Source organism: Lentzea chajnantorensis, assembly GCF_054300775.1.
Genome location: NZ_JBSDZT010000002.1, coordinates 122,373 through 136,661 on the forward strand (window position 1 = coordinate 122,373; position 14,289 = coordinate 136,661).

Genomic DNA, 14,289 nt, shown 5'->3' on the forward strand with positions numbered 1-14,289 from the left:
TTCAGCCCGTTTTGACGGTGTTGTGAGCCTCGCCACTGCGCAGCCCGCAGCCGGTCCGGACGAACTCCCCCGGCGATCGGACGTGACCCCGACCCCGTCCGGTCACCGGGGCTGCAGGCCCTCCAGGAACTCCCCGGCCGCACGGGCCACGCCGAAGTGGTCGCCGGTCGCGAAGCTCGCCCCCGCCGCACGCCACCACTCGGCCTGCTCGGCGCTGGTGATCCCGTCGACCGCCACCGACACACCGCGTTCCCGCAGCAACGGCAGCAGCGCCGCGACATACGGCGACCGGCTCTCCACCAGGCCGCGGGCCACCCGCACCGCGCGGACCGGCAGGTCGGAAGCGAGCAGGCCGAAGTCCAGCGGTCCCAGGCCGAAGTCGTCGATCGCCGTCAGCACGCCCATGCGGGTCAGGACGGCGACGTTGTCCGCGGCGTCGGCCATCGGCAGCACCGAGCCGGGCACGCTGATCATCAGCTGGTCGGTGGGCAGCCCGACCTGGTCGAGCACGCCCACGACCCGCGAGACCAGGTCCGCGTCGGCCGACTGGTGCGCGGTGAGCCGCATCGCGAGCGCGCGGTCGAACTGGCCGCGCTGGCGCCACCACACCGACTGGCCGGCGGCGACCCGCAGCGCCCACTCGCCGAGCGGCAGGATCAGCCCGGTCTGCTCGGCCAGCTCCGCGCACCGGTCGTGGCCCAGCTCGCCCGCGTCCGGCCGGTCCCAGTGCAGCGCGGCCTCGACACCGCTGACCACCCCGCCGACCAGGTCGACGACCGGCCGGTACCGCACGGTGATCTCGCCGTCCTCCCACGCGCTCGGCATCGCCACGGCCAGCGCGTCGTCACGGCGTTCCTCGGCGTCCTGGCCCGCGTGGAACAGCTCCCACTGGCCGCGGCGGCCCTTCTTGGCCCTGCGCAGCGCGCGTTCCGCCGAGCGCAGCACGTCGAGCGGCTCGCTGTCGGCGGCCGGCCGGTGCACGACGCCCGCGCTGACCGACACCGCCAGCCCGTGACCGTCCACATAGGTCGGTTCCAGCCCGAGGTCGTCGTTGATGCCGCGCATGACGGCGTCGATGCCCGGCGTGGTCGCGGTGTTCTCGACCAGCACGCCGAACTCGTCGCCGCCGAACCGGGCGATCATGACCTTCTCGTCCGCCAGCAACGCCTTCAGCCGCTGCGTGACGTGCTGCAGCAGGCGTTCGACGACCCGGCCGCCGAAGGTGTCGCGCAGCATGCCGAACGCGTCGAGGTCGAGGTGGAACACCGTGATGCCGTGCTCGGGGTCGCACTTGCGCAGCGCGATCTCCAGCTGGGTCGTGAAGAACTGCCGGTTCGGCAGGCCGGTGAGCACGTCGTGCAGCGCCTGCCGCTTGAGCTCGCCCTGCAGCAGCGCCAGCTCCGTGCCGTCCTCGACCACCACGACGAAGTGCATCGGCTTGTCGTCGGCGCCGCGCAGCAACGACGCCGTCAGCGTCACCCGCGCCGACTCGCCGTCCTTGCGCAGCAACCGCTGCGACTGCCGGACCCGCTCGGTGGCGCCGGCGGCCAGGTCGGCGAGCGCCTCCCGCAGCATGTCGGTGAAACCGGGCTGGATCAGGTCGAGCAGCGGCACACCGGTGAGCTCGTCGGAGGTGCTGCCGAGGATCTGCCCGATCGCGGCGTTGACCTGGAGCAACCGGCCGTCGAGGTCGACGATCAGCACGCCGTTGGTCGAGGAGGTGACCACCTCGTTGAAGCGGGCCTCGCTCTCCCTGAGGTTCCAGTTCGCGTCGCGGACCGCCTTGAGCAACGACTTCTGCATGCCCTCCTGCTGGGAGAGCACGGACTCGGTGCTGGCGGCGGTGAACCCGACGCCGAGGGCGCCCACGGCGAGCGCGACCCGTTCCGCGTACCGCTCGACGGGCTGGAACTCCGGCAGCGCGAGCAGGCCCTTGCCCAGCACCTCGGTGGTGCAGCGCAGACCGGCCTTCCCGAGGTGGCCCAGGCCCACCAGGTCGGCGCCCAGCTGCTCGACCGCCGTCGCGCGGAACGGTTCCTCGTGCAGCAGGGCGCACAACGCGTCGAGCCGGCCGCTCAGCTCCTCGTCGAGCTCCTGGCTGCCGCGCGGGATGACGACGGTGCCGAGCAGCCGGTAGGACCACTTGCGCGCGAGCGTCAGCCGCGCCCGGACGGCGTCCTCGGGCGACGGGGTTGCGTCACGTGCACGACTCGGCTTCGGCATTCGGGGCTGCCTCGTCACGGGCTCGGAGTGTCCGGCAGTTTAGCCACGCACCGTCGGTCCCACCTCAACCGGCGACGTGAATCGACATCACCCTATCGGTATCGGCTATGACTTACGACCGACCCCTGCGAAGGCGATCCGGTTCACCGCCGGGTCGTCGGAGATGTCGCCAGGGCCGGAAGGTCGCCATTCGGCGTACTTGACCAGTCCCGGTTCGACCAGCTCGAAATCACCGAAGAAGGCTTCGATCTCGGCGCGGTCGCGATAGGCGACGTCACCGCCGCCGGCCTTGCTCATCCGGTCGGTGACGGCCCTGGCCTCGTCGTTGACGTGGTCGCCGGCCATGTGCGAGATCGCGAGGTAGCTCCCGGCGGGCAACGCCTCGCGGTAGCGCTTGAGCAGCCCCTGCGGGTCGGCGTCGTCCGGCACCCAGTGGACCATGAACAGCAGCAGCAGCCCGACCGGCTGGTCGAAGTCGAGCAGCCGCCTGACCTCGCCGCTGCTCAGGATGCTCTCCGGGTCGCGCATGTCGGCCTGCAGCACGCCGACGCGGTCGTTGCCCGCGACGATCAGCTCACCGTGCGCCACGGCGACGGGATCGCGGTCCACGTAGACGACCCGGCACTCCGGGGCCTGCTCCTGCGCGACCTCGTGCACGTTCGCCACGGTCGGGATGCCGGAGCCGATGTCGAGGAACTGCCGCACCCCCTGCTCGGTCATGAACCGCACGGCACGGCGCAGGAAGGCCCGGTTGAGACGGGCCGCGCTGCGCGAGTGCGGCATCATCTCCTCGGCCTTGTCGCCCATCACGCGGTCGACCGCGAAGTTGTGCGCGCCGCCGAGCAGGTAGTCGTAGACCCGCGCCGCACTGGGCACGGACACGTCCACGCTCTGCGGGATCCAGTTCTCGTCGGCCACGGCGACCACCCTCTTGAGGTTGCGGACGCACAAGCTTAGTCATGCACGAAGCGCACTCGATTAGGCCGCAAGTGTGAACACACGCCACCCGAACGGGCACTGTCATCCTCACCCGAACGACTCATAAGGTGGTCCATCCTTTCCACGTCGCGAGGAGCGATGATGTCCGTCCCGGTGGCACCCGGTCGGCTGCCATTTCTCGGGCACACGTTGCCAATGCTCAGGAAAAGATTCGCCTTCACCGGGAATTTGCGTGGTCGCGGTGATCTGGTGGAAGTCCACCTGGGTCCGATGCGCACCTATTTCGTCACCAGCCCGCGGTTGACGCACCAGGTGCTGGTCACCGACGCGCCGAAGTTCCACAAGGGCCGGATGTACGACAAGTTCCGCCCGTTCGTGGGCAACGGGCTCGCGGTGTCCAGCGGGTCGTTCCACCTGCGCCAGCGCCGGATGGTGCAGCCGGCGTTCCACCGCGACCGGATCGCGGGCTACGTCACCGTCATGGCCCGCGCGGCGCGCGAGGTCGTCGACGGCTGGCGGCCGGGCGAGGTGCGGCAGCTGGAGGCCGACATGCAGGGCCTCGCCGTCACGATCGTCGGTGAGGCGCTGTTCTCCACCGAGATCGGCCAGCGGGCGATCGACGAGGCCCGGCGGTCCGTCTTCGTGATCATCCGCAACGGCATCCTGCGCGCGTTGTCACCGGGGTTCGTGGAGAAGCTGCCCATCCCGGCGAACCGCGAGTTCGACGAGGCGGTCGACCGGATGCGGGCGATCGTGCAGGAGGTCATCGCGGCCCGCCGCGACGACCCGGCCGACCACGGCGACCTGCTGTCGACCATGCTGGCCGCCAGGGACGCCGAGACCGGCGAGCCGATGACCGACGAGCAGGTCTTCGACGAGGTCATCACGCTGCTGACGGCCGGGATCGAGACCACCGCGCTCGCACTGGCGTGGATCTTCCACGAGATCGCCGCGAACCCCGACGTGCAGCGGCGGGTCGTGGCCGAGGTCGACGAGGTGCTCGCCGGGCGCGCGGTCACGGTCGACGACGTGCCGAGGCTGACCTACGTCGGCCAGGTGGCGAGCGAGGTGCTGCGGAAGTACCCGCTGTGGCTCGTCATGCGCCGCACCGCCGAGGAGGTCGACCTCGGCGGCGTCCGTCTGCCACCGGGCACCGAGGTGATCCTCAGCCCGCACACCCTGCACCACGACCCCGCGCAGTTCCCCGACCCCGAGCGCTTCGACCCGGACCGCTGGACGCCCGAGCGCGTCCGGCAGCTGCCGAAGGGCGCGTTCGTCCCGTTCGGCGGCGGTATCCACCAGTGCATCGGCAACCACTTCGCGCTGACCGAGATCGCCGTCGTCGTGGCGGCGGTCTGCTCGCGCTACCGGCTGGTCCCGGACCGGCCCGTGCGCACCACGTTCACCAATGCGGCCTACCCCAACGACCTGATGATGAAGGTCGTCCCCCGCTAGTTGGAGGTTTGTTCCCCCATGCGTTTCCGTCGGCTCTGTGCCGCCGTGCTGCTCGCCGCGCTCTTACCGGTGCCCGCGCAGGCGAACGCCGCCCAGACCACCTGTGAGGACGTGTACACGCCCGTCCAGTTCGGACTGGTCAAGCAGACGATGTACGGCCGCCTCTGCGTCCCCCGCGGGGCCAGGGCGGTCCAGGTGCTCGTCCCCGGTGGCACCTACACCAGCGGCTACTGGGACATCCCGGTCGGTCCCGAGGCCCGGTCGGTCGTGCGCGCCATGAACAGCGCCGGCATCGCCACCATGGCGGTGGACCGGATCGGCACCGGCAAGAGCACCAAGCCGCTCAGCATCCTGGTCGACGTCCCCAACCAGGCCGAAGCGGTGCACCAGATCGTCGAGCGCCTGCGGCAGCGGTTCGCGAAGGTGCTGATCGGCGGGCACTCCATCGGTTCCGCGATCGCGATGGCCGAGGCCGGCCGGTACCGCGACGTCGACGGCGTGCTGGTCACCGGCATGACCCACCAGTGGGACTACGTCCGGGCCGTGCCCGCGCTGACGAACCTGATCCCCGCCGTGCTCGACGCGAAGCTGAGCCTGCGCGGTCTCGACCTCGGCTACCTGACCACGGCACCCGGCACCCGTTACACCATGTTCCACGCACCGGGCCCGAAGGTCACCGACGTGGTGAACCTCGACGAGTCCACCAAGGACGTCGTGTCGGCCGGTGAGTTCGTCACGACCGCGCTGATGTCGAACATCGTGCTCCCCGCGAGCGGTGCCATCGACGTGCCGGTGATGACCGTGCAGACCTCGGCCGACTACTTCTGCGGCACCCCGCCGCTCGGCGCCGACTGCTCGTCGTCCGCGGCACTGGCCCGCTCCGAGCGGCCGTTCTACCCGCGCGCACCGCGGCTGGACGCCTTCGTGGTCAACGGGTACGGCCACTGCTTCAACTTCTCGGTGACGGCCGCTGACGCCTACCACACGGCCGTCGTCACCTGGCAGCGCAGCGTCTGACGGCATCTGCAAGGGGGCTAGAGCTTCTGCAGGAACTCGCCTGCGTCGCGTGGAACGCCGAAGTGGGTGCCGATCGCGAGGTCGGCGCCCGCTCGCGCCCACCACTCGGCCTGGGCGGCGGTCTCGACGCCGTCCACGCAGATGTTCACGCCCAGCTCGTGCACGGCGGGGATGAGCGCGGCGCACCGCTCGTCCTGCTTGCGCACCAGGTCCCCCGGCACCAGCACGGACGCGATCGGCAGCTCCGAGAGCCAGTTCAGGTCGCGCGGGCCGAGAGCGAAGTCCTCCAGCGCGATCCGCACTCCCCTGGCCGCCAGCGTGCCCAGGTTCTCCGCCGCGCCGGCCACGCCCAGCACGCCGACCGGCATGCTCAGCGTCAGCCGCTCGTGCGGCAGGCCGGTCTCCTCGATCACCCGCGCCACGCGGGACACGAGGTCGCCGTCGGTCGACTGGTGGCGGGTGAGCCGGACGCCGAACTGCGCGTCGAGCTCACCGCGGTGCCGCCACCACTGGGCCTGACCGGCGACGATCCGGATCAGCCACTCGCCCATCGGCAGGATCAGGCCCGTGGCGTCGGCGAGCTCGGCGCAGCGGTCGGTGAGGTCCCAGTGCAGCACGGCCTCCACGCCCGCCAGCTCACCGGTCGCGAGCGCGCGCACCGGCCGGTAGCAGACGCCGATGTCACCCTGTTCCCACGCGCCCGGCATCACGACGGCCAGCGCGTGGTCACGGCGCCGTTCGGTGTCCTGGTTGCTGTGGAACAACTCCCACTGGCCGCGCTGGTCCTTCTTGGCCTGCCGCAACGCGAGGTCGGCCATGCGCAGCAGCTCGACCGGGTCGACGTCCGGCGAGGGCCGGTGCACGACGCCCGCGCTCACCGACACCGCGAGCCCGTGCTCGTCGACGAACACCGGTTCGGCCAGGTCGGCGTTGATCGTGGTCATCATCGTCGCGATGTCCGGTGTGGCGGCGGAGTTCTCGACGACGACGCCGAACTCGTCACCGTCGAACCGGGCGACCATCGCCTGTTCGCGCGACAGCAACGCGCGCAGCCTGCGGGCCACGTGCTGCAGCAGCCGCTCGCCGACCCGGCCGCCGAGGCTGTTGCACACCAGGCCGAACGCGTCGAGGTCGAGGTGGAACACCGTCACGCCGAGCACGGGGTCGGCCCTGCGCAGCACGGTCTCCAGGTGGGTGGTGAAGAACTGCCGGTTCGGCAGGCCGGTCAGCACGTCGTGCAACGACTGCCTGCGCAGTTCTCCTTGCAGCAGCGCGAGTTCCGTGGCGTCGTCGGCGACCACCAGCACGTGGCTGGGCTTGTTGTCGCCGTCGCGCAGCAGTGACGCCGTCAGCGTCACCTTGGCCACGTCGTCCTCGCCGCGCAACAGGTGCAGCGGTTCCCGTTCGAACTCACGGCGTTCGGCCAGCACGCGTTCGACCATCTCGCGGAACACGACGACCGACCCCGGCGCGACCAGGTCCATGAGCCGCGTGCCCGGATCGGGCTTGTGGCCCAGGACGTCGCCGACGGCGTCGTTGACCCACACCACCTTGCCGTCGAGGCCGACGACGAAGATGCCGCTGGTCGACGACGTCGCGATGCCGGCGAACCTGGCCTCGCTGCGCCGCTGGTCCCGCTGCGCGTCACGGGCGGCCTTGAGCAGCGCGAGCTGCATGCTCTCCTGCTGGTCCAGGATGGAACGTGCCCGCGCCGCGCTGAAGGCGCACATCAGCGCGCCCATGCCGCCGACGACGCGCACGACGTGCTGCTTGCTCCCGCTGAACTCGTCCAGGCCCAGCAGGCCCTTGCCGAGCACGTCGACGGTGCGGCGCAGCCCGGGCTCGTTGACGTAGCCGACGCCGGCGAGCCGCTCGCCCACCTGCTCGAACGGAGCGGGGTCGAACGGCTCGCTGTGCAACGCCGTGCACAACGCGTCGAGCTGGTCGCCCAGTTCGGCGTCCAGCTCGTCCCGGCTCAACGCGACCATCACGACGCTGCTGAGCAGGTAGCTCCACTTGCGCGCCAAGGCTTCCCGCGCGCGGGCGGTGGCGGTGCCCGCGGGTGGAGCGGCATCGGGTCTACGGCTCGGTTTCGTCATTCCCGTTGCCCTGTATGGGTTGAAGAGTGCCCGGCAGTTTACCCACCACGAGTCGGCGTCCGTTGCGCCAACAGTGTGAAAGCGCCACTCCTTGGAGTGGTTTTAACCCTTACGACCTACTTCAGCGTACCGGAACACGTTCACGGGCGCCTCCGCAGCGACGCCGCCGGGACCGACCGGCCACCGCGCGGCCGTCGCCTCCTGGGCGGTGCGGATCTGACCCTAGACTCGGCGCATGGACGAAGAGATCCACGAGCGGATCCGCGACACCATCAAGGCGATCCCCCGCGGCCGCGTCGCCACCTACGGCGACATCGCCGATCTCGCCAAGGCCCCGTCGCCCCGGCTGGTCGGCCGCATCCTGAACGAGGACGGCCACGACCTGCCCTGGCAACGCGTCCTGAAGGCGGACGGCACCTGCGCCCCGCACCTGCGCGACACCCAGCTGCAGATGCTGCACGAGGAAGGGGTGCCGAACCTCGACGGGAAGGTCAACCTGCGGGAGTACCGGTGGGAGGACGCGCGCGAAGAGGAGCTCCCCCGGGCTCTGGTAGGCGGCGCGCAGGTCGGCGACCGGCCTCGCGCTCACGCCGACCTGCGCACCCCCGCAACGCCCTCCCGGTACTTCCGCACCAACGCCTCGACCACCAGCGGATGCGCTCCGATCGGTTCCGCCACCACGTCCGCCCCGCACGCGGCCAGGCCGCCCTGGAAGACACCGGGCGCCAGCAACCACGACGCCACCACGACCCGCCGCCCGCCGTGGCGGACCGAGGCCACCACGTCCGCGATCCGGGGCGTGGCCGTGGCGACGTACCCGACGGCCTCCGCCCCCACCAGCACCGCGGCCCGCCGCACGTCCGCCAGGGCCCGCGCGTCCGACGAACCGGCCGCGCCGAGCACCACCAGGTCGCCGCGCCGGACCCCGGCCTCGCGCAACCGGTCCACCACCGCCGGCACCGCGGCCACGCCCAGCGGCTCGGTCACCACGACCCCGGGGCGTGACCCGATCTGCTCCGGGATGTCCACCCGCACGTGGTACCCGGCCGCCAGGAACACCGGCACGACGACGCACGGACCGTCCACAACGGACCGGACGTCCGGCTGGAGCACGTCGGCGTACGCGACCGCGACGGGTGCGTCCACCGCGGCGCGCACCAGGGCCGCGATCTCCTCGCACACCGCGACCCCGCGCGGGTTCCGCGTGCCGTGGAAGGCCAGGACGAGCTTCATGCGGGCTCCATCGCGAGTCGGTATCCGCGCTTGACCACGGTGCACACCATCTGCGGCGCCCCCAGTGCCGTCCGCAGCCGTCCGATCGCCGTCTCCACGGCGTGTTCCTCGCCGCCGGAGGGCAGGGCGGCCAGCAGCTCCTGCCGGGACACCACCCGTCCGCGGGCGGCGACGAGGGTGCGCAGCACCGCCATCGGCGCCGGTGCGACGGGGCGCAGCTCGCCGTCGATCACCACGGCCTGGGCGCGCATCTCCATGTCCAGCGAGGCGATCCGCAGCCGGGTCGCCCGCGCGGGCAGCTCGACGGCCAGTTCGCGCACCATCGAGCCGATGCGCGAGCGGGCCGGCTGCACCACCGGGATTCCTGCGGCCACCAGGGGACCTGCGGTGATCGCGCCGACGCCGACCACCAGCACGGTGCGGCGCAGGGCCTCCACCAGGTCGGCGCGGCGGTCTCCGGCCGTGCGCAGCACCGACGAGGCGGCCGGGGCGCTGGTGAACGTCAGCGCGTCCACCTGGCCGTCGAGCACCGCGTCGATCAGCCGCTCCAGCGGGCCGGGGTCGGCGGGCGGTTCCCAGCGGTAGACCGGGATCTCGACGACGTCGGCGCCCGCGGCCTGGAGGGTGCCGACGAAGTCCGGCAGCGGTTCGCCGTGCAGCTGCACGGCCACGCGTTTGCCGGAGACGCCCATCCGCAGCAGGTACTGCAGCAGCTCGGCGTTCGACTCGGACGACGGCGACCACGTCTCGGTCAGGCCGGCGGCCCGCACCGCGCCCTTCGCCTTCGGGCCGCGCGGCAGCACCACGGCCGACGACAGGGCGCGGTGCAGGCGCGCGCCCAGACCCCAGCCCTCCGCGGCCTCGAACCAGCCGCGGAAACCGATCGCGGTGGTCGCCACGACCACGTCGACCGGCGCCGACAGCAGGGCGGACGTCGCGGCCAGCAACGAGGTGTCGTCCGGCAGCGGCACGATGCGGATGGCCGGGCCGTGCAGGACCGCGGCGCCCTTGCGTTCGAGCAGCGCGATGAGCTCGTCGGCACGGCGGGCGGCGGTGACGCCGATGGTGAACCCGGCCAGCGGACCGGTCACGTCAGCTCCACCACACCGTCACGCACACGCACCCCGTGCACGGCGACCGACACCTCGGGCGAGTCGAGGCACTTGCCCGTGGCCAGCTCGAAGGCCTGCTTGTAGACCGGGGACACGACCACGGGCACACCGCCGCGGTCACCGAGGATGCCGCGGGAGAGCACCGCAGCGCCGCTGAACGGGTCGACGTTGTCCAGCGCGTGCAGGGTGCCCTCCGCGGTCAGGAACACGGCCACCTGCGAGCCGTCGGGGAGCAGGGCCGCGACGCCCTGTTCCGGGCGCAGCAGGGCGAAGTCACAGACCTTCGTCATCGCACGACCTCCGGGATGCCGAGCTGGACGGGAACGCGCTGACCGCGTTCGGCGCGGAACGAGATCGACGGGTCGGGGGTGCCGGGGGCGTTGACGAACGACGTGAAGCGCGCCAGCTTCTCCGGGTCCTCCAGCACGCCCTTCCACTCGTCGGCGTACGAACCGACGTGGGCGTCCATCGCGGCCTCCAGGTCGGCGCAGATGCCGAGCTCGTCGTCCACGACCACCTCGCGCAGGTGGTCGAGGCCGCCGTCGAGGCCCTCCAGCCACGCCGACGTGCGCTGCAACCGGTCCGCGGTGCGGATGTAGAACATCAGGAACCGGTCGATGGTGCGGATGAGCGTCTCCGTGTCCACATCGGACACCAGCAGGTCGGCGTGGCGGGGTGTGAAGCCGCCGTTGCCGCCGACGTAGAGGTTCCAGCCGTTCTCGGTCGCGATGATGCCGAAGTCCTTGCTGCGGGCCTCCGCGCACTCGCGCGCACACCCCGACACCGCGGACTTGAGCTTGTGCGGCGACCGCAGGCCGCGGTAGCGCAGCTCCAGGTCGATCGCGAGCCCGACGGAGTCCTGCACGCCGTAGCGGCACCAGGTCGTGCCGACGCAGGACTTCACCGTGCGCAACGCCTTGCCGTACGCGTGCCCGGACTCGAAGCCGGCGTCGACCAGGCGGCGCCAGATCTGCGGCAGCTGGTCGACCGTCGCACCGAACAGGTCGATCCGCTGCCCGCCGGTGATCTTCGTGTAGAGCCCGAAGTCGCGGGCGACCTCGCCGATCACGATGAGCTTCTCCGGCGTGATCTCACCGCCGGGGATGCGCGGCACGACCGAGTAGGTGCCGTTGCGCTGCATGTTCGCGAGGAACCGGTCGTTGGTGTCCTGCAACGAGACCTGCGCCTCGCCGAGGATGTGCCCGTTGTTCAGCGACGCCAGGATCGAGGCCACGGCGGGCTTGCAGATGTCGCACCCGCGCCCGCTGCCGTGCTTCTCGATCAGCGCGGTGAACGTCGTGATCCGGGTCGCGCGGACGATCTCGAACAGCTCCGCGCGCGAGTGGGTGAAGTGCTCGCACAGCGCCTTGGACTGCTCGACGCCGCAGTCGGTCAGCAGCTTCTTCAGCATCGGCACGCACGAACCGCAGCCCGTGCCCGCCTTGGTGCACGCCTTCAGCTCGGCGACGTCGCACGCCACACCGGACCCGATGGCGTCGGTGATCGTCTGCTTGGTGACGGCGTGGCACGAGCAGACCTGGGCGTCCGCCGGCATGTCCACGTCGACGGCGGCACCCGGCTGCAACAGGGCCGCGGGGACCTCCTTGCCCACCAGCGGGCGCAGCGACGGGTAGGCCGACGCGTCACCGACCAGCACGCCGCCGAGCAGGGTCTTCGCGTCGTCGGACACCACGAGCTTGCTGTACGTGCCCGCGACGGCGTTGTTCACGACGACTTCCAGCGCACCCTCGGTCGTGGCGTGCGCGTCACCGAACGACGCCACGTCCACGCCGAGCAGCTTCAGCTTCGTCGACACGTCCGCACCGGGGAACACCTTCGTGCCACCGGCGAGCTGGTCCGCGACCACCTCGGCCATCGCGTAACCGGGCGCTACCAGCCCGTACGTCACGCCCTCGACCGCCGCGCACTCGCCGATCGCGAACACGTGCGGGTCGGCGGTGCGGCAGGAACCGTCGACCAGGTACCCGCCGCGCGGTCCCAGCTCCAGCCCGAGGTCCAGGTCGGTGCGGGGCCGGATGCCGGCGCTGAACACCACGACGTCGAGGTCGAGCTCCAGACCGCTGGCCAGCTTGGCGATCAACCGCGACCCGTCGCGTTCGATCGAGGAGGCGGAGGTGCCGGTGTGCACGGTCAGGTCGAGCTTCTCGACCAGCCGCTTCAGCAGTCCGGCGCCGCCGTCGTCGACCTGGATCGGCATCAGCCGGGGTGCGAGCTCCACGACGTGCGGCGAGACCCCCATGCCGCGCAGCGCGTTGGCCGCCTCCAGGCCGAGGAGGCCACCGCCGAGCACCATGCCGGAGTGCCGGCCCGGCCGGTCGGCGGCCTGGACCGTCGCCCGGATCTCGTCCAGGTCGTCGATGGTCCGGTAGACGTGGCAGCCGGGCAGGTCCCGGCCGGGGACGGGCGGCACGAACGGCACGGAGCCGGTGGCCAGCACCAGCGCGTCGTAGCCGACCTCGACACCGGAGGCGCCCACGACGACCCGGTGTTCCCGGTCGACGGAGACCGCTTTCTCGCCGAGGCGGAGCTCGCACCCGTTCAGCGCGGGCAGCTCCAGGCCGACGGAGCTTCCACGTGTCCACATAGGACGACAGGGCGACCCGGTCGTAGGCGGGGCGGGACTCCTCGCCGAACACGACGATCCGCCACCCGGAGTCGTGCAGGAGTTCGGTGAGCCGGTGGCCGACCATGCCGTGGCCGATCACGACCAGGGTTCGAGTCATCGGAGTCCCTCCTTCCACCCGGAATCGTCACCGGGCGGTGTGTCGTGCCGAGGTCAGCTGTGTGTCCGAGCTGTTACACGCCCGCGTAGGCCAGGGACGGCCGCGCCGCGAAGACGGTGCGCCGCAGGTAGAACCACCACGTGGTGCCCAGGCAGAACGCGTAGAACACGAGGATCGCGGTCAGCGCGGGCGTGAGCGTCTTCGAGCCCTCCAGCGAGAACTTGAAGACCAGGTTCACCAGCACGCCACCGGCCGCGCCGACCGCGCCCGCGATGCCGACCACGGCGGCGGCCTGGCGCTTGGCGGACTTGTCGTCGTCCGACTGCGTGCGGAAGATCGCCGGGATCATCCGGTACGTCGAGCCGTTGCCGACGCCGGCCAGCACGAACAGCGCGATGAACGAGCCGAAGAACAGCGCGAAGTTCTTCGTGTCGACGCTGATGATCACGCCGATCGTGCCGACGCCGAGCCCCACGAACGTGCCCAGCGTCACCTTCGCGCCACCGACCCGGTCGGCGAGCCACCCGCCGGCGGGCCGGGCGACCGAACCGATCAGCGCGCCGAGGAACGCGAGCGCCACCCACCCCTTGTGGTCCACGAAGCTGAGCTTGATCAGCGACGGGAACGCGAACGAGTAGCCGATGAACGACCCGAACGTCCCGATGTACAGGAACGACATCACCCAGGTGTGCTTGTTGGACAGCGCCAGCCGGTACGACTGGCCGTCCGGCTTGGCCTGGGTGAGGCTGTCCATGAAGAACCAGGCGCACAGCGTGGCGACCACGATGAACGGCATCCAGATCAGCGCCGCGTAGGCCAGGTGGATGCCGGTGCCGAGCGTGATGACGACCGGCACGATGAGCTGCGTGATCGCGACGCCGAGGTTGCCGCCGGCGGCGTTCATGCCGAGCGCGAGGCCCTTCTTGCCCTCCGGGTAGAAGAACGAGATGTTCGCCATCGACGACGAGAAGTTCCCGCCGCCCAGGCCCATGGCGGCCGAGGTGAGCAGGAAGAACCAGTACGGCGTGCCGGGCGTGGACACCGCGTGGGCGAGCATCGTGCAGGGGATCAGCAGGAGTCCCGCGCTGATCGTCGTCCAGACCCTCCCGCCGAACCGCGGCACCGCGAACGTGTAGGGCACCCGCAGCACCGCGCCCACCAGGTTCGGCACGATCAGCAGCCAGAACTGCTGGCCGACGCTGAAGTCGAACCCGACCGGGCCGAGGCTCACCACCACGATGCTCATCAGCACCCAGACGCTGAACCCGAGGTTCTCCGCGAAGATGGAGAGCGCGAGGTTCTTGCGTGCGATCCGCTTGCCGGTGGACTCCCAGAACTCGGGCTTCTCCGGCTCCCAGTGGTCGATCCAGCTCATGTACGTCCTCCGCGGGGTCGGCGATTGCCGAGAAACCTAGGAACCGCGCGTTACCAGGGCGTTCTGGTCGATGACGGCGGCGGCAACTCCGC

At 71.1% G+C, this 14,289-nt stretch carries 9 protein-coding genes and 2 pseudogenes; 3 read left to right on the forward strand and 8 right to left on the reverse strand.

Translation table 11 applies throughout. The features are described from left to right. Nucleotides 1-102 precede the first annotated feature (102 nt). Nucleotides 103-2,223, reverse strand: coding sequence for a putative bifunctional diguanylate cyclase/phosphodiesterase (locus ACVDFE_RS00940; RefSeq protein WP_458429271.1), 2,121 nt, complete (start codon nucleotides 2,221-2,223; stop codon nucleotides 103-105). Between the two features lie 105 nt (nucleotides 2,224-2,328). Then, nucleotides 2,329-3,150, reverse strand: a complete 822-nt coding sequence (locus tag ACVDFE_RS00945) for an SAM-dependent methyltransferase (protein ID WP_458429272.1) — start codon at nucleotides 3,148-3,150, stop codon at nucleotides 2,329-2,331. Between the two features lie 153 nt (nucleotides 3,151-3,303). Between ACVDFE_RS00945 and ACVDFE_RS00950 the strand changes: the two genes are divergently transcribed. Next, nucleotides 3,304-4,617: a cytochrome P450 gene (locus ACVDFE_RS00950; protein WP_458429273.1), complete on the forward strand. Its 1,314-nt coding sequence runs from the start codon at nucleotides 3,304-3,306 to the stop codon at nucleotides 4,615-4,617. A gap of 18 nt (nucleotides 4,618-4,635) precedes the next feature. Continuing rightward, complete coding sequence (locus tag ACVDFE_RS00955) at nucleotides 4,636-5,634, forward strand: alpha/beta hydrolase (RefSeq protein WP_360386369.1); 999 nt, start codon at nucleotides 4,636-4,638, stop codon at nucleotides 5,632-5,634. 17 nt (nucleotides 5,635-5,651) lie between these two features. On the opposite strand, the gene ACVDFE_RS00960 is transcribed toward ACVDFE_RS00955, so the two are convergent. After that, on the reverse strand, nucleotides 5,652-7,733 hold the full coding sequence (locus ACVDFE_RS00960; protein WP_458429274.1) for a putative bifunctional diguanylate cyclase/phosphodiesterase: 2,082 nt from the start codon (nucleotides 7,731-7,733) through the stop codon (nucleotides 5,652-5,654). A 235-nt stretch (nucleotides 7,734-7,968) separates the two neighbouring features. Here ACVDFE_RS00960 and ACVDFE_RS00965 point away from each other — a divergent pair. Continuing rightward, nucleotides 7,969-8,250 (forward strand): annotated as a pseudogene (locus tag ACVDFE_RS00965) (MGMT family protein); the annotation flags it as partial. Between the two features lie 68 nt (nucleotides 8,251-8,318). Here ACVDFE_RS00965 and ACVDFE_RS00970 read toward each other — a convergent pair. From ACVDFE_RS00970 to ACVDFE_RS00990, 5 genes and pseudogenes are all read right to left on the reverse strand, one after another. Further along, on the reverse strand, nucleotides 8,319-8,966 hold the full coding sequence (locus tag ACVDFE_RS00970; protein WP_458429275.1) for a sirohydrochlorin chelatase: 648 nt from the start codon (nucleotides 8,964-8,966) through the stop codon (nucleotides 8,319-8,321). Then, nucleotides 8,963-10,057 (reverse strand): uroporphyrinogen-III synthase, encoded by a 1,095-nt coding sequence (locus ACVDFE_RS00975; RefSeq protein WP_360386359.1) that lies wholly within the window; start codon nucleotides 10,055-10,057, stop codon nucleotides 8,963-8,965. The genes ACVDFE_RS00970 and ACVDFE_RS00975 overlap by 4 nt, the downstream gene beginning before the upstream one ends. Continuing rightward, entirely contained in the window at nucleotides 10,054-10,368 is a 315-nt protein-coding gene (gene nirD, locus ACVDFE_RS00980; protein WP_360386357.1) for a nitrite reductase small subunit NirD, read from the reverse strand. Before nirD ends, ACVDFE_RS00975 begins: the two co-directional genes overlap by 4 nt. Further along, a pseudogene (gene nirB, locus ACVDFE_RS00985) lies at nucleotides 10,365-12,822 on the reverse strand (nitrite reductase large subunit NirB). Before nirB ends, nirD begins: the two are co-directional and overlap by 4 nt. A gap of 73 nt (nucleotides 12,823-12,895) precedes the next feature. Then, nucleotides 12,896-14,197, reverse strand: a complete 1,302-nt coding sequence (locus tag ACVDFE_RS00990; protein ID WP_458429276.1) for an MFS transporter — start codon at nucleotides 14,195-14,197, stop codon at nucleotides 12,896-12,898. Nucleotides 14,198-14,289: the final 92 nt, after the last annotated feature.

Bases quoted from the DNA above. Each gene is read 5' to 3' on its own strand.
- ACVDFE_RS00940 (WP_458429271.1), bottom strand. From the start codon at position 2,223: ATGCCGAAGCCGAGTCGTGCACGTGACGCAACCCCGTCGCCCGAGGAC.
- ACVDFE_RS00950 (WP_458429273.1), top strand. From the start codon at position 3,304: ATGTCCGTCCCGGTGGCACCCGGTCGGCTGCCATTTCTCGGGCACACG.
- ACVDFE_RS00955 (WP_360386369.1), top strand. From the start codon at position 4,636: ATGCGTTTCCGTCGGCTCTGTGCCGCCGTGCTGCTCGCCGCGCTCTTA.
- ACVDFE_RS00960 (WP_458429274.1), bottom strand. From the start codon at position 7,733: ATGACGAAACCGAGCCGTAGACCCGATGCCGCTCCACCCGCGGGCACC.
- ACVDFE_RS00970 (WP_458429275.1), bottom strand. From the start codon at position 8,966: ATGAAGCTCGTCCTGGCCTTCCACGGCACGCGGAACCCGCGCGGGGTC.
- nirD (WP_360386357.1), bottom strand. From the start codon at position 10,368: ATGACGAAGGTCTGTGACTTCGCCCTGCTGCGCCCGGAACAGGGCGTC.
- ACVDFE_RS00990 (WP_458429276.1), bottom strand. From the start codon at position 14,197: ATGAGCTGGATCGACCACTGGGAGCCGGAGAAGCCCGAGTTCTGGGAG.